The organism is Brachymonas sp. KE5, from assembly GCF_057773645.1.
Map to the genome: position 1 here is coordinate 2,197,208 of NZ_CM173463.1, position 13,999 is coordinate 2,211,206.

A 13,999-nucleotide genomic window follows, 5' to 3' on the forward strand; every position below is an offset into this window, starting at 1 on the left:
TTGGAGCAGCCCCCTGACATGAAACTCTGCAATTTCGATATCGGCCTCGACCAGCCCCTGTTCCTCATCGCCGGCCCCTGCGTGGTCGAGAGCGAGCAGCTGCAGATGGACGTGGCCGGCCAGCTCAAGGAAATGACCGGCAAGCTGGGCATTCCCTTCATCTTCAAGAGCAGCTACGACAAGGCCAACCGCTCCAGCGGCGAGAGCTTCCGTGGTCCGGGCATGGTGGCCGGTCTGGAAATTCTGGCCAAAGTGAAGAAGGAGCTGGACGTGCCGGTGCTGACCGATGTGCACACCGAGACCGAGATCATGGCCGTGGCCGATGTGGTGGACGTGTTGCAGACGCCGGCCTTCCTGTGCCGCCAGACCGATTTCATCCGCGCCGTGGCGCAGTCGGGCAAGCCAGTCAATATCAAGAAGGGCCAGTTCCTCGCGCCGCACGACATGAAGAACGTGATCGACAAGGCGCGTGCGGCGGCGGCCGAAATGGGCCTGCCGACCGACAACTTCATGGCCTGCGAGCGCGGCGCCAGCTTCGGCTACAACAACCTGGTGAGCGACATGCGTTCGCTGGCCATCATGCGCGAGACCGGCGCTCCGGTGGTGTATGACGCCACGCACAGCGTGCAGCTGCCGGGCGGCCAGGGCACGTCCAGCGGCGGCATGCGCGAGATGGTGCCGGTGCTGGCCCGGGCTGCCGTGGCGGTCGGCATTGCCGGCCTGTTCATGGAAACCCACCCCAACCCCGCCTGCGCACTGAGCGACGGCCCCAACGCCGTGCCGCTGCAGCACATGCCCGAGCTGCTCGAGACGCTGCTCGAACTCGACCGCATCACCAAGAAAACTGCCGCCAGCCGCGGCCTGCTCGAAGAGCGCATCCAGCAATTCGGCTGAAGCCCTGTTTAACCATTAGAAAACCCTGCATTAAAAGGACCAACCCATGAGTGCAATCGTTGATATCGTCGGCCGCGAAGTTCTGGACAGCCGTGGCAACCCCACCGTCGAATGCGACGTGCTGCTGGAAAGCGGCGTGATGGGCCGTGCGGCCGTGCCGAGCGGCGCCTCCACCGGCAGCCGCGAGGCGATCGAGCTGCGTGACGGCGACAAGAGCCGCTACCTGGGCAAGGGCGTGCTCAAGGCCGTGGAGCACATCAACACCGAGATCAGCGAAGCCATCCTGGGTCTGGACGCCAGCGAGCAGGCCTTCCTGGACCGCACCCTGATCGAGCTGGATGGCACCGACAACAAGAGCCGTCTGGGCGCCAATGCCATGCTGGCCGTGTCCATGGCCGTGGCCCGTGCGGCTGCCGAAGAAGCCGGCATCCCGCTGTACCGCTACTTCGGCGGCATGGGCGGCAAGGACCTGCCGGTGCCGATGATGAACGTCATCAACGGCGGCGCGCATGCCAACAACAATCTCGACCTGCAGGAGTTCATGATCATTCCGGTGGGCGCCCCCTCCTTCCGCGAAGCGCTGCGCTACGGCGCCGAAGTGTTCCACGCGCTGAAGAAGATCATCCACGACAAGGGCATGAGCATTGCCGTGGGCGACGAAGGCGGCTTTGCCCCCAACGTGGACAACCACGAAGCAGCCATCCAGCTGATTCTGCAAGCCATCTCCGACGCCGGCTATACCGCTGGCCAGGACATCGTGCTGGGTCTGGACTGCGCCAGCTCCGAGTTCTACAAGGACGGCAAGTACGTGCTGGAAGGCGAAGGCGGCGTGCAGCTGTCCGCTGAAGAGTGGGCCAACATGCTGGCCACCTGGTGCGACAAGTACCCCATCATCAGCATCGAGGACGGCATGGCCGAAGGCGACTGGGATGGCTGGAAGCTGCTGACCGAGAAGCTGGGCAAGAAGGTGCAGCTGGTGGGTGACGACCTGTTCGTGACCAACACCAAGATCCTGCAGGAAGGCATCGAGAAGAACATCGCCAACTCCATCCTGATCAAGATCAACCAGATCGGCACCCTGACCGAGACCTTCGAAGCGATCGAGATGGCCAAGCGCGCCGGCTACACCGCCGTGATCAGCCACCGTTCGGGCGAGACCGAGGACAGCACCATTTCCGACATCGCCGTCGGCACCAACGCCGGCCAGATCAAGACCGGCTCTCTGAGCCGCTCCGACCGCATGGCCAAGTACAACCAGCTGCTGCGCATCGAGGAAGACCTGGGCGACGTGGCTGTGTACCCCGGCCGCAAGGCGTTCTACAATCTGCGCTAATCCGGCTTTAACTGAGGGCTTCCCATGCGCGCCATGCCTGTTTCCCGCGTCGTCACGGTGGTACTGCTGCTGTTGCTGGTCATGCTGCAGTACCAGATCTGGACCGGGCGCGGGAGCGTGCACCGGGTCGCCGTCATGAAGACCGAGCTGGAGCGCCAGCGCGAAGCCAATGCCCAGCTGGAACAGGACATCGCCCGCGTGAAGTCCGAGATTCAGGATCTCAAGGAAGGGGTCGCCACCGTCGAGGAAAAGGCCCGCTACGAGATGGGCATGGTCAAGCCCAACGAGGTGTTCGTGCAGATCGCGCATTGAGCTGCGCGCGTGCCTCGCGAGCCTGTGTCGGTGGTCGGCACAGGCTTTTTTGTTGCTCTGATCGGGGCTCTGCGCGCCAGTGCTTGCGTGATACTCCCCAGAATATCCGGCAAGCCGTGAGCCCGCTCGCCAACATCGGTCAGTGCAAGGCGTCACTGCCCGGCGGCTGCGCCGCCGCCGGCTTGAACAGCTGCGCCACTTCCACCTTGTCGAACTGGTACTGCCGACCGCAGAATTCGCAGCCCACCTCGATCTGGCCCTGCTCGGCCACGATGGCATCGGCCTCTTCCTTGCCCAGATTGCGCAGCATGGCCGCCACGCGCTCGTGGCTGCAGGTGCATGCAAAGTGCGGCACCGGATCGCTGGAGGACGGCATGAAGCGCAGCAGCTTCTCGTCCCAGAACAGGCGATGCAGGATGGTGTCGATGTCCAGGCCGAGCAACTCGTCCGGCTGCAGGCTTTGCGCCAGGGTGACGATGCGGTTGTAGCTTTCGTCCGCCTCCTCGCGCGCCTCATCGGTCGGGGCTGCGGTGCTGCCGGCCAGGTTCGCTTCGCCTTCCAGCGGCAGACGCTGGATCAGGATGCCTGCCGCCACCTCTTCATTGGCGGCCAGCACCAGCGTGGTGTCGAGCTGCTCGCTCTGGCGCATGTAGTGCTGCAACACGTCGGCGGCATGCAGCAGCGGCGCGCCCTGCTCGTCCGCGAGCGGGACCACGCCCTGGTAGGCCTGCTGTCCCGGCAGGCGGTCCTTCGGATCCAGCGTAATCGCGCACTTGCCGGCACCGTGCTGGTTCACCAGTTGCACCAGGCCGGCACCGGGCGTCACTTCACCCACAATGGAAGCCGTGGCGCGCACGGCCAGGCTGGGCTGCACTTCGGCCACGGCCACCTTCACCGGGCCGTCACCCTGCATCTGCAGGATCAGGGCGCCATTGAACTTGATGTTGGACTGCATCAGCACGGCTGCGGCCGTCATCTCGCCCAGCAGCTGCACCACGGGTGCGGGATAGGGGCCGCTTTCGGTATTGGCAGCGCGGCGCTGCACGACTTCCTGCCAGGCATCGGTCAGGCGCACGGCCACGCCACGCACCGGCAGGCCGTCAAAAAGGAATTTCTGGATCTGGGACATGGGGACCGCCAATCAATCTCTGTGCCGCCCGGGCACACGGCAACCCGCCATCAGGCTGCCCAAAACCCGTAAATGAGGATCAGCCGATCTTCTTCAAGCCTTGTTTGTAGCGGCGTGCGTTGTCGATGTAGTGCTGCGCGCTGTAGCGCAGGCCCTCCATCTGCTCGGGCGTGAGCTGGCGCACCACCTTGGCCGGGCTGCCGATGATCATGCTGCCGTCGGGAAACTCCTTGCCCTCGGTCACCAGCGCACCGGCGCCGACCAGACAGTTGCGGCCGATTTTCGCGCCGTTGAGCACGATGGCGCCAATGCCGATCAGGCTTTCGTCGCCGATGCTGCAGCCGTGCAGCATCACCATGTGGCCTACGGTGACGTTGCGGCCGATGGTGAGCGGCACCCCTTCGTCGGTGTGCAGCACGCTGCCGTCCTGGATGTTGGTGCCGTCTCCGATGGTGATCGGGTCGTTGTCGCCACGCAGCGTGGTGTTGAACCAGATGCTGACGTTCTCGCCCAGGCGCACATCACCCATCACTTCGGCGTTGTCCGCCACCCAGGCGGAGTCGGCAATCTGCGGGGTCTTGTCATCGAGCTGGTAAATGGCCATGGTGTCTGTCTCCGGTCAAATCGTGGGCGGCGCGGGGCGCCTAGAATTCTGGGCATGAGTGTACGCCAAGCTGCCCGTTCTGCCCTGAGTCTGACCGATCCCGCTGCCAAGGTGCAGGCGGTGCTTGCGCTGTGGGCGCAGGCGGCATCGGGGGCGCTTTCCTTCGATCCTTCCGTCAGCGCCGACGTGCTTGCGCGCGCCGCGCCGAGTGACATCCCCGGCCGCCCCGCATTGCCGCAACTGGTGCATCCGCGCGAGGTGGCCCAGCGCAGCGTGCATACGCCGGAAGGCCGCGCTGCGCTGCTGCACGCCGTGGTGCACATCGAGTTCAATGCCATCAACCTGGCGCTGGATGCGGTGTGGCGCTTTGCCGGCATGCCGGAGCAGTTCTACCGCGACTGGCTGCAGGTAGCCCGCGAGGAGGCGGAGCACTTCACCATGCTGCACGAGCATCTGCGGCACATGGGCTGGAAGTATGGCGATTTCGTGGCGCACGACGGGCTGTGGGCCATGTGCGAGAAGACGGCGGACGACATCGTGGCACGCATGGCGCTGGTGCCGCGCACGCTGGAGGCACGCGGTCTGGATGCCACGCCACTGATCCAGAAACGCCTGCGCGCCATCGACGCAGAAGACGCCCAGACCACCGCCACCCTGCTCGACACCATCCTGCGCGACGAGATCGGCCATGTGGCCATCGGCAACCACTGGTACCGCTGGCTGTGCGAACGCGAACGGCTGGATGCGGTGCCGCACTACGGCGTGCTGGTGGAACGCTACGCCGCCCCGCGCCTGAAGCCGCCATTCAACGAGGCGGCGCGCAAGCAGGCCGGATTCAGCCAGGCCGAGCTGGATTACCTGCTGGGCATGGGGGTGTAGGCGAGCAAGGCAGGGCATGCATCTTCCGTTGATGCACGAGGCACGCGCCCCTGCATCACATTGCGCTGATGGACGTCAGACCACCCGGCGCCACCACAAAGGCGATGGGCACAAATCCGTAACGGACGCAGGCACAATGGGGGCAGACACATCATCACCCTCAGGAGACCCCCCATGACCGACGCCCTGCTTTACGAACAGGACGGTGCCATCGTCACGCTGACGATGAACCGCCCCGATACGCGCAACCCGATTTCCGAACCGGAAATGATCGACGCCTTCGAAGGGGCCGTGCATCGCATCAACAGCGATGCCAGCGTGCGCGTGGTGATCCTGACCGGCGCCGGCAGCGCGTTCTCCTCGGGGGGCAACGTCAAGCACATGCGCGACCGCACCGGCATGTTCGGCGGCACGCCGGCACAGATCCGCAACGGCTACCGCCACGGCATCCAGCGCATTCCGCGCGCCATGTGGGAGCTGGAGGTTCCGGCCATCGCCGCGGTGAACGGCCCGGCCATTGGCGCCGGCTGCGACCTGACCTGCATGTGCGACATCCGCATCGCCTCCACCCGTGCCCAGTTTGCCGAGAGCTTTGCCAAGATCGGCATCATCCCCGGCGATGGCGGTGCCTGGCTGCTGCCGCGCGTGGTCGGCATGTCGCGCGCCAGCGAGATGGCCTTTACCGGCGAGCCGATCAATGCACAAACGGCGCTGGCCTGGGGCCTGGTGTCGCGCGTGGTGGAGCCCGAGCAGTTGCTGGACAGCGCCCGCCAGCTGGCACAACGCATCGCCGTCAACCCGCCGCAGGCCGTGCGCATGAGCAAGCGCCTGCTGCGCGAAGGCCAGCACATGCGGCTGGACAGCCTGCTGGAACTGTCGGCCGCCATGCAGGCGCTGGCGCACCATACGCAGGATCATGCGGAAGCTGTGGCGGCACTGCTGGAAAAACGTCCCGGTACCTATTCTGGTTCATAAACCCCGCTCGCGTTCCGCGTCGCACCTTGCTGCCGGTGCGTAGCCGCGCCCTTGCACTCCACCCCGGCAAGGGCGCCATCACTTCGTGCAACCTCGTGCAAAGGTCACTGCCTGTTCCGCTCAACCGCGCGGATGGTGCCTGGCCACCAGTTGCTTGAGCCGCTCGCGCGCCACATGGGTGTAGATGGTGGTGGTGCTGATGTCCGCATGGCCCAGCAGCATCTGCACGGCACGCAGGTCGGCGCCGTGGTTGAGCAGGTGCGTGGCAAAGGCGTGGCGCAAGGTGTGCGGCGACAGGGGCACGCGGATATCGGCCTGCAACGCATACTTGCGCACCAGATGCCAGAACATGGCCCGCGTCATCGCTTCACCCGGATGGGCGCCGCGCACGGTCACGAACACGGCGTCGGTCTGGTGGCCGCCAAGCAGCTCTGATCGCGCCTGCGCCAGGTAGCGCACCAGCCAGTCGTGCGCCACATCACCGAACGGCACCAGCCGCTCCTTGCTGCCCTTGCCGGTAATGCGCAACACACGGTCGTTCAGGCTGATGTGAAACAGCTTGAGCCCGACCAGCTCGCTCACGCGCAGGCCGCTGGCGTACAGCAGCTCCAGCATGGTGCGATCACGCAGGCCCAGCGCGGTGGATACATCCGGCGCCGCCAGCAATGCCTCCACCTGTGCCTCGCTCAGGCTCTTGGGCACGCGCAGCGGCTGCTTGGCCGCCTGCAGGCGCAGGGTTGGGTCCTGCGCAATGTGATGCTCGCGCACGGCCCAGCGGTAATAGCGTTTCAGCACCGTCAGCCGCCGGTTGGCCGTGGTGGCCTTGCTGCCGGTGGTGAACAGGTGACCCTGATACAGGTTGATGGCCGACTCGGAAACGCCATCCAGCGGGCAAGGCGGCGTTTGCTGCTGCAGCCATTGCGCAAACAGCGTCAGGTCGCGCCGGTAGGCCGCCAGCGTGTTGCTGGAGAGGCCGTCTTCCAGCCACAAACCGTCGATGAAGGCATCAACGGCGGCAGCGTCTTGCTCGGGCAGTGGAGAGGGTGCGGGGGTGGCGCGGGGCATCGCCGCATTATGCAGCCGGCAACTGCCGGGGCCGCCATGCGCCAACGCCTTCTCAGACACGGCACAGGGTGTCAGCCTGCCAAACGGTCACGCGGTGGCTCACAACACGCACAACGCACGCCATCATCCCTGCTGCAATGCCCATTGCACATGCTCGCGCACTGCAACATCAGGGTGCTGCGCGTGCCGGACCAAGGCATCCCGGATGACTGCCTTTTGCGCGTCCGGTGCCTGCCGCAGTGCATTGCCCAATGCCACGGCAATATTGCGCAGCCAGCGCGCATGGCCGATGCGCCGGATCGGGCTGCCTTCGGTGCGCTGAAGGAACTGCGCCTCGCTCCAGCCCCACAGCTCCAGCAATTGCGCCTGCCCCAGCCCGTGTCGTTCGTCAAAGTCCGGCAAGGCATTGCGCCGGGCAAACTTGTTCCAGGGGCACACCAGCTGGCAATCGTCACAGCCGTAGATGCGGTTGCCCAGCAGGGGACGCATCTCCTCGGGGATGCTGCCGGCATGCTCGATGGTCAGGTAGGAGATGCAGCGCCGCGCATCCAGCCGGTACGGTGCCACGATCGCGCCGGTGGGGCAGGCATCGATACAGGCCGTGCACTGACCGCAATGGGCCGGCTCCGGCTCGGTCAGCGGCAGCGGAAAATCCACGTAGATCTCGCCCAGGAAGAAGGTCGATCCCGCATCCCGGCTCAGCACCAGCGTGTGCTTGCCGCGCCAGCCCTGTCCGCTGCGGCTGGCCAGCTCCGCCTCCAGCACCGGTGCCGAATCGGTGAACACGCGATGGCCGAATGGCCCCACCAGCGCGGCAATCTGCTCGCTCAGCTTCTGCAACCGCGCCCGCACCACCTTGTGGTAGTCGCGCCCCCGGGCATAGACGGACACTACCGCCTCGCCGGGTTGCGTCAGGCGCTGCAGCTCACGCTCGCGCCAGTCCGTCTCGGTAGATGCCGGCAGGTAATCCATGCGCGCCGTGATCACGCGCACCGTGCCCGGCACCAGTTCCGCCGGCCGCGCGCGCCGCAGGCCGTGGCTGGCCATGTAGCCCATGCTGCCATGAAACCCAGCCTCCAGCCAGGCCCGCAAGCCCGCCTCGGCACTGGCCAGATCCACATCGGCCACCCCGATGCGGGCAAAACCCAGTGCCTCGGCCTGGCTGCGGATGGTGGACAATAGGGCTTCGGGACTCATGGCGTGGCAGTGTCGTGCAAAATGCGGCAAGCTGCGCGCACAAGGGCTTTCGCGCACACTCGCATACCAACAGGATGATTGTAAAAACCTTGCGCTGGGCCGACGAGGCCGCCACTTCCGCCTTCGCCACGCGACTGGCGCAGCATTGGCTGCAGCACCCGGCCAGCGCCGATCTGGTGATCCTGCTGCACGGCGACCTCGGCGCCGGCAAGACCACGCTGGTGCGCCACCTGCTGCGCGGCCTGGGCGTCACCGGCCGCATCAAGAGCCCGACCTATGCGGTGGTCGAACCCTATGTAACGCCCTGTGTGCAAGTGTGGCATTTTGATTTTTACCGCTTCAGCGACCCGCGGGAATGGGAAGATGCGGGGTTGCGCGACATCTTTGCCACGCCCGGGTTGAAACTGGTCGAATGGCCCGACAAGGCCGCCGGCATGCTGCCGCAGGCCGACTGGGTTCTGCGCCTGCAGACGCTGGGCGACGATGTGCGCGAAGTTGTCATCGAGGCGCCAACCGCCGCTGGCGCCGCTCTCTTGCAGGAAGTTTCATGATCCAACGCAGGCAGCTCGTCCAGATTACCGGCCTGGTGCTCGCAGGCGTGTCGCGCCTGGCCCAGGCCGCCAACCTGGTGGCCGTGCGCATCTGGCCCGCGCCCGAATACACGCGCATCACGCTCGAATCCGACCAGCCGCTCAAGTACACGCAGAACCCGGTCCAGGATCCGCCCCGCCTGGCAGTGGACATCACCGGCCTGACACTGAACCAGACCTTGCGCGATCTGGTCAGCAAGGTGCCTGCCGACGATCCCAACGTGGCACGCATCCGCGTCGGCCAGTACACGCCCGAGATCGTGCGCATCGTGATCGACCTGAAGCAGCCGATTTCGCCGCAGGTGTTCAGCCTGGCGCCGGTGGCCGCCTACAAGAACCGGCTGGTATTCGATCTCTACCCCAACCGCAAGCCGGTCGACACGCTGGAACAGCTGATCACCGAGCGCAGCCGCGAGGAGAGGGTCGCGCAGGCCGCCCCCCCTGCGCCGCCGACACCCGCTGTCCCCCCCCCGCCTTCGTCGGGGCGCGACGTGATTGCCGATTTCCTCGCCGGCCGCGGCCACCGTCAGGAACCGCCGCGCGTGGCCCAGGCCACCCCGCCGCGTCCGCGCCCTGCCGAACGCCCGGCGCCGGCACAGCCCCCCGCCCTGCGCACCGGGCGAAAGACCGACCGCCTGATCATCGTCGCGCTCGATCCCGGCCATGGTGGCGAAGACCCCGGTGCCATCGGCCCGAACGGTACACGCGAAAAGGATGTGGTGCTGCGCATCGCCCAGTTGCTGCGCGACCGCATCAACGGCAGCAGCGTCAACGGCAATCCGATGCGCGCCTTCCTCACGCGCGATGGCGACTATTTCGTGCCGCTGCATGTGCGCGTACAGAAGGCGCGCCGCGTGCAGGCCGACCTGTTCATCAGCATCCATGCCGATGCCTTCATCACGCCGCAGGCCAATGGCTCCAGCGTGTTTGCCCTGAGCAGCCGCGGTGCCAGCAGCAGCGCCGCACGCTGGCTGGCCAACAAGGAAAACGAGGCCGACCTGGTCGGCGGCCTGAACGTGCGCAGCCGCGACACCCTGGTGCAGCATGCGCTGCTCGACATGAGCACCACCGCCCAGATCCGCGACAGCCTGACGCTGGGCAGCGCCATGCTGGGCGAGATCGGCAAGATCAACCGCCTGCACAAGCCACGCGTGGAACAGGCCGGCTTTGCGGTGCTCAAGGCGCCGGACATTCCGAGCGTGCTGGTCGAAACCGCCTTTGTCAGCAACCCCGGCGAGGAAGCCAAGCTGCGCAGCCCTGCCTACCAGCGCTCCATGGCCGATTCGCTGATGCGCGGCATCCAGGGCTACTTCGCCCGCAATCCGCCGCTGGCCCGCAGCCGCGCGGTGTGAGATCGAGGCGCCTGCAACCCGGCGTTGGCGTTACCGGATGCGAGCGCCGCAACCATCCCTTCATGGCGCCCACCACAGCCCGGCACTCCACAGCAAGGCAAACACCAGTTGCAGATGAGCGGTGCGCGCCAGCAACTGATTGTGCCCGCGTGCCGGCGCCTGCCGGACGAAACGCCACATCAGCAGCGCAGCCAGCGGCAATGCCAGCAAGGCCAGCCAGGCTCCCTGCACATCCACCAGCGGCAACAGCAGAAAAGGCAGCACCAGCATGCCCACATACAGCCGGCGACTGCCCTGCAAGCCCAGGCGCACCGCCAGCGTGCGCTTGCCGGCGCGCGCGTCGCTGGCGGCATCGCGCGTGTTGTTCACCAGCATCACGGCCGAGGCAAACGCCCCCATCATGTGGCCCAGCATCCAGGCAGCACCGCTGAGCGTCCCGGTCTGGAGGAAATACGTGCCCAGCACGGCGGCCAGCCCGAAGAACACCCACACGAACACTTCGCCAAAGGCACTGTAGGCGATCGGCCAGGGCCCGGCGGTATACGCCCAGCCGCACAGCAACGCCACCAGCCCGAGCCAGACGATGGGCCAGCCCCCCACCGTGGCCAGCAGCACCCCGAACAGAAACGCCACCCCCAGCGCACCGAAACCGGCGCGCCGTACCTGCTCCGCACGCAGCCAGCCCATGGCCGTGGCGCGCTGCGGCCCGAGCCGGTCCGCGCCATCGGCCCCACGTTCGAAATCTCCCACGTCGTTGAGCAGATTGGTCCCGATCTGGATCAGCATGGCGGCCAGCAGGGTAAGCAGCGCCACGCCGGCCATCCAGCGCCCCCGCTCGCTCCAGGCCAGCGCACAGGCTGCCAGCACCGGGGCCACCGTCACTCCCAGGGTATGCGGGCGGGCAGCCAGTATCCAGGCGCGCCATGCCGGCGGCCGGGCACCGGGCAATGCCTGTGCCGATGCCGGTGTCAGCGGCATGGAAGGGGAACCGGGCGAAGGAGAAGGAGTTCCAGAAGGAGGAGCCATAGGCCCATTGTAGGGAAGCTTGCTCCGCCTTCGTTCAACCCGGCTCAGCGCATGGCAAACAGCTCCTGATGGAAATTGGCATCCTGCAGCCCTCTGGCGCCCAGATCGGCCCGCAGGGCCTGACCAAAGCCCGCCGGCCCGCAAAACCAGAAGCTGGCCTGCTGCCATTGCGGCACGGCGGCACAGATGCGCTCGGCGTTGAGCCAGCCATCGCGCGCATCCACCAGCACATGCAGTTTCACGCCGGCAGCCTGCGCATCGGCCTGAAGCAGGGCAATCGCGTCCTCATCGTAATCCGCCGTGGTATGGAACAGGTCGATCGTCACCGGCCGCTCCCCGCGGTCACGCGCCAGCTGTTGCATGCGGGCAATGAATGGCGTGATGCCGATGCCTGCACCAATCCATATCTGGCGCGGCTTGTCGTCATCAAAAGTGAAGCAGCCATACGGCCCCTCCACCGTCACGGCATCCCCCTCGTGCAGCACCTGATGCAGCTGCGCCGTGTGATCGCCCAGTGCCTTGGTCACGAACACGATGGTCTGCTGCGCCGGATCCCAGGAAGAAGCGATGGTATAGGGATGGGCCGCGTCATGCGCTCCCTGCACGAAGGCAAACTGGCCGGCTGCATGCCCTTTCCAGCCCGGCTGCAGGCGAACATGGGTGCGCAGCACACGCAGCGGCTCGAAATAGCGCAGGGATTCGATGGTGCCATGCACCTTGCGCCCCGCACCCACGCGGCCCAGCAGCACCAGCACCGCAGAGACCACGCCAGCCACCAGCAGTACCGCCATGGCCCAGCCGACCGGCTGCGACCAGTAGTCGTACTTGAGCAGCACGAACGTATGCCATGCCAGCACCAGATACGCAACGGCCAGCCACTTGTGCGTGCGTACAAACCAGTGATACGGAAAGCGCTTCACCAGGGCCAGCACCATCAGCACCAGCGCGGCATAAAAGGCCCACTCGCCCAGCGACTCGGCCAGCCCGCGTTGCGAGCGCAGCCATTGCTCCAGCGTCAGGATCTGATCCGGGCCGCCACGGTACTGCTGCCCGCCGCCGCTGCGCACCGGCCGCTCCAGCCAGCCCCAGCCCACCATCCACTTGGTGCCCTGCGCCCACCACCAGTGCAGCACGCTGGTCACCAGCGCCGTGATACCCAGCCACTTGTGCAAGCGGTACATCTTGTCGAGCCCGTCCAGCGGACGCTCCAGCCAACGGGGGCGGATCGCCAGCACCATGGACAGGCTCATGGCGCCAAAGGCGATCACGCCGCTGTACTGCATGAACACGGTACGGAAAGGAAAGTACCCCCACGGTTCGGGAAACAGCGTGTCTGCCATCAGCCACAAGCCGGTCAGCAGCACCAGGCTGCCCCACAACGCCATGCTTATCCGTTTCATTGCATGCATCCTTTTGTCTATGTTCTTGACTCTTCCAGTTTAGCCAAGCAGCATGAAGAGTTGCTGAAAAGCCTGATCGCGGGCCCATGGATTGGCAAAATGCGGCTCTCGTGCTAAAACACGAACCGTATATAAAATCAGGAGTTGCAATGACTAGCTGCAAACCTGCTTCACCTTTTCCGTCCACTGCGGCCAGCGCCATCCCGCGACGCGCCATGCTGAGTTGCAGCCTGGCGCTGCTTGCGGGCGCCAGTCTGCTGGCCGGCTGCGGTTCGGCGCCAAGCAGCACCCGTACCAGCCAGCGCCGCCGAACCGGAACTGGCGGCACGGGCGCTCTGCGCACCAGCACGCCGGAACTGGCCGTGGTCAATCCCGTGCAGATCGACGCCACCCTGCGCGAAGAGGCCGTGGCCCGCGCCATGCTGGCCGTGAACGTGCCCTACAGCTATGGAGGCAACACGCTCGAAGGTGGCTTTGACTGCAGCGGCCTGGTGCAATACGTCTTCAGCGGCTTTGCCGGCCGCGCCCTGCCGCGCAGCACGGCCCAATGGGCACGCGCCAGCCTGCCGCGCGACGTCGGCCAGCTGCAGCGCGGCGACCTGGTGTTCTTCAATACGTCGGGAGCCTCGTTCTCGCACATGGGCATCTACATCGGCAACCGCCAGTTCATCCATGCCCCCTCCAGCGGCGGCGTGGTGCGCACCGACCGCATCGACAGCAGCTACTTTGCCCCGCGCTTCGATGGCGGGCGTACCGTTTTCCTGTAGGGCCGGCAGGGGCTGGCAAACACGAATTTGTAACAGCCCCCCTTGAAACCCGCGCCAACACCCTTATCATTAGCACTCGTCGCGGTCGAGTGCTAACAGCCCGACGCGCACGGGCGCCAGCGCTCTTGCCTGGCACCTCCGATTTTTTTGCGCTTATCCATTTTATCTTCCAAGGAGATTCCATGAACCTGCGTCCCCTGCACGATCGCGTGATCGTCAAGCGTCTGGAAAACGAAACCAAGACTGCCTCCGGCATCGTGATTCCCGATGCAGCCACCGAGAAGCCCGACCAGGGCGAAGTGCTGGCTGTCGGTCCCGGCAAACGCAACGACAAGGGCGAGCAAATGGCCCTGAACGTGAAAGTGGGCGACCGCGTGCTGTTCGGCAAGTACAGCGGCCAGTCCGTCAAGGTCAACGGCGAAGAACTGCTGGTGATGAAGGAAGACGACCTGTTCGCCGTGGTCGAGCAGTAATCC

Annotated in this window: 15 protein-coding genes; 9 read left to right on the forward strand and 6 right to left on the reverse strand. The window is 65.8% G+C overall.

Annotated features, from left to right (window positions below):
* Window positions 1–18: 18 nt before the first annotated feature.
* The 3 genes from kdsA to ftsB are packed head-to-tail and all read left to right on the forward strand — an operon-like array spanning window position 19 to window position 2,539.
* A complete protein-coding gene (gene kdsA / locus ACX36O_RS10395) occupies window positions 19–894 on the forward strand; it encodes a 3-deoxy-8-phosphooctulonate synthase (protein WP_213361409.1) in 876 nt (291 codons plus the stop codon).
* A gap of 46 nt (window positions 895–940) precedes the next feature.
* A complete protein-coding gene (gene eno, locus ACX36O_RS10400; protein ID WP_371686982.1) occupies window positions 941–2,227 on the forward strand; it encodes a phosphopyruvate hydratase in 1,287 nt (428 codons plus the stop codon).
* A gap of 33 nt (window positions 2,228–2,260) precedes the next feature.
* Complete coding sequence (gene ftsB, locus ACX36O_RS10405; protein WP_213362720.1) at window positions 2,261–2,539, forward strand: cell division protein FtsB; 279 nt, start codon at window positions 2,261–2,263, stop codon at window positions 2,537–2,539.
* A gap of 139 nt (window positions 2,540–2,678) precedes the next feature.
* Here the strand turns inward: ftsB and hslO are convergent, their stop codons facing one another.
* Entirely contained in the window at window positions 2,679–3,668 is a 990-nt protein-coding gene (gene hslO / locus ACX36O_RS10410; RefSeq protein ID WP_213361412.1) for an Hsp33 family molecular chaperone HslO, read from the reverse strand.
* 79 nt (window positions 3,669–3,747) lie between these two features.
* Window positions 3,748–4,272, reverse strand: a complete 525-nt coding sequence (locus ACX36O_RS10415) for a gamma carbonic anhydrase family protein (protein ID WP_213361414.1) — start codon at window positions 4,270–4,272, stop codon at window positions 3,748–3,750.
* 54 nt (window positions 4,273–4,326) lie between these two features.
* Here ACX36O_RS10415 and ACX36O_RS10420 point away from each other — a divergent pair, with 54 nt between their 5' ends.
* Together ACX36O_RS10420 and ACX36O_RS10425 are read left to right on the forward strand one after the other, a co-directional pair.
* On the forward strand, window positions 4,327–5,151 hold the full coding sequence (locus tag ACX36O_RS10420) for a ferritin-like domain-containing protein (RefSeq protein WP_213361415.1): 825 nt from the start codon (window positions 4,327–4,329) through the stop codon (window positions 5,149–5,151).
* 174 nt (window positions 5,152–5,325) lie between these two features.
* Window positions 5,326–6,126 carry a crotonase/enoyl-CoA hydratase family protein gene (locus tag ACX36O_RS10425; RefSeq protein WP_488359745.1) on the forward strand — a complete coding sequence of 267 codons (801 nt, stop codon included), beginning with the start codon at window positions 5,326–5,328 and terminating at the stop codon, window positions 6,124–6,126.
* 120 nt (window positions 6,127–6,246) lie between these two features.
* On the opposite strand, the gene xerD is transcribed toward ACX36O_RS10425, so the two are convergent.
* Entirely contained in the window at window positions 6,247–7,191 is a 945-nt protein-coding gene (gene xerD / locus ACX36O_RS10430; RefSeq protein ID WP_213361417.1) for a site-specific tyrosine recombinase XerD, read from the reverse strand.
* A gap of 123 nt (window positions 7,192–7,314) precedes the next feature.
* Complete coding sequence (queG, locus tag ACX36O_RS10435) at window positions 7,315–8,388, reverse strand: tRNA epoxyqueuosine(34) reductase QueG (RefSeq protein WP_213361418.1); 1,074 nt, start codon at window positions 8,386–8,388, stop codon at window positions 7,315–7,317.
* Window positions 8,389–8,462: 74 nt separating this feature from the next.
* On the opposite strand from queG, the gene tsaE reads away from it, so the two are divergent.
* Window positions 8,463–8,939 carry a tRNA (adenosine(37)-N6)-threonylcarbamoyltransferase complex ATPase subunit type 1 TsaE gene (tsaE, locus tag ACX36O_RS10440; RefSeq protein ID WP_213361419.1) on the forward strand — a complete coding sequence of 159 codons (477 nt, stop codon included), beginning with the start codon at window positions 8,463–8,465 and terminating at the stop codon, window positions 8,937–8,939.
* Entirely contained in the window at window positions 8,936–10,330 is a 1,395-nt protein-coding gene (locus ACX36O_RS10445) for an N-acetylmuramoyl-L-alanine amidase (RefSeq protein ID WP_213361421.1), read from the forward strand. Before tsaE ends, ACX36O_RS10445 begins: the two co-directional genes overlap by 4 nt.
* Window positions 10,331–10,390: 60 nt before the next feature.
* Here the strand turns inward: ACX36O_RS10445 and ACX36O_RS10450 are convergent, their stop codons facing one another.
* A complete protein-coding gene (locus tag ACX36O_RS10450; protein WP_488359746.1) occupies window positions 10,391–11,308 on the reverse strand; it encodes a 1,4-dihydroxy-2-naphthoate polyprenyltransferase in 918 nt (305 codons plus the stop codon).
* A gap of 92 nt (window positions 11,309–11,400) precedes the next feature.
* Window positions 11,401–12,756 (reverse strand): ferredoxin reductase family protein, encoded by a 1,356-nt coding sequence (locus tag ACX36O_RS10455; RefSeq protein ID WP_213361425.1) that lies wholly within the window; start codon window positions 12,754–12,756, stop codon window positions 11,401–11,403.
* 149 nt (window positions 12,757–12,905) lie between these two features.
* Here ACX36O_RS10455 and ACX36O_RS10460 point away from each other — a divergent pair, with 149 nt between their 5' ends.
* Complete coding sequence (locus tag ACX36O_RS10460; RefSeq protein ID WP_488359747.1) at window positions 12,906–13,523, forward strand: C40 family peptidase; 618 nt, start codon at window positions 12,906–12,908, stop codon at window positions 13,521–13,523.
* A 182-nt stretch (window positions 13,524–13,705) separates the two neighbouring features.
* The gene (gene groES / locus ACX36O_RS10465) at window positions 13,706–13,996 is read left to right on the forward strand and encodes a co-chaperone GroES (protein WP_213361427.1); all 291 of its coding nucleotides are present in this window, start codon (window positions 13,706–13,708) and stop codon (window positions 13,994–13,996) included.
* The last annotated feature ends 3 nt before the right edge of the window (window positions 13,997–13,999 follow it).

Bases quoted from the DNA above. Each gene is read 5' to 3' on its own strand.
- kdsA (WP_213361409.1), top strand. From the start codon at position 19: ATGAAACTCTGCAATTTCGATATCGGCCTCGACCAGCCCCTGTTCCTC.
- eno (WP_371686982.1), top strand. From the start codon at position 941: ATGAGTGCAATCGTTGATATCGTCGGCCGCGAAGTTCTGGACAGCCGT.
- ftsB (WP_213362720.1), top strand. From the start codon at position 2,261: ATGCCTGTTTCCCGCGTCGTCACGGTGGTACTGCTGCTGTTGCTGGTC.
- hslO (WP_213361412.1), bottom strand. From the start codon at position 3,668: ATGTCCCAGATCCAGAAATTCCTTTTTGACGGCCTGCCGGTGCGTGGC.
- ACX36O_RS10415 (WP_213361414.1), bottom strand. From the start codon at position 4,272: ATGGCCATTTACCAGCTCGATGACAAGACCCCGCAGATTGCCGACTCC.
- ACX36O_RS10420 (WP_213361415.1), top strand. From the start codon at position 4,327: ATGAGTGTACGCCAAGCTGCCCGTTCTGCCCTGAGTCTGACCGATCCC.
- ACX36O_RS10425 (WP_488359745.1), top strand. From the start codon at position 5,326: ATGACCGACGCCCTGCTTTACGAACAGGACGGTGCCATCGTCACGCTG.
- xerD (WP_213361417.1), bottom strand. From the start codon at position 7,191: ATGCCCCGCGCCACCCCCGCACCCTCTCCACTGCCCGAGCAAGACGCT.
- queG (WP_213361418.1), bottom strand. From the start codon at position 8,388: ATGAGTCCCGAAGCCCTATTGTCCACCATCCGCAGCCAGGCCGAGGCA.
- tsaE (WP_213361419.1), top strand. From the start codon at position 8,463: ATGATTGTAAAAACCTTGCGCTGGGCCGACGAGGCCGCCACTTCCGCC.
- ACX36O_RS10445 (WP_213361421.1), top strand. From the start codon at position 8,936: ATGATCCAACGCAGGCAGCTCGTCCAGATTACCGGCCTGGTGCTCGCA.
- ACX36O_RS10450 (WP_488359746.1), bottom strand. From the start codon at position 11,308: ATGCCGCTGACACCGGCATCGGCACAGGCATTGCCCGGTGCCCGGCCG.
- ACX36O_RS10455 (WP_213361425.1), bottom strand. From the start codon at position 12,756: ATGAAACGGATAAGCATGGCGTTGTGGGGCAGCCTGGTGCTGCTGACC.
- ACX36O_RS10460 (WP_488359747.1), top strand. From the start codon at position 12,906: ATGACTAGCTGCAAACCTGCTTCACCTTTTCCGTCCACTGCGGCCAGC.
- groES (WP_213361427.1), top strand. From the start codon at position 13,706: ATGAACCTGCGTCCCCTGCACGATCGCGTGATCGTCAAGCGTCTGGAA.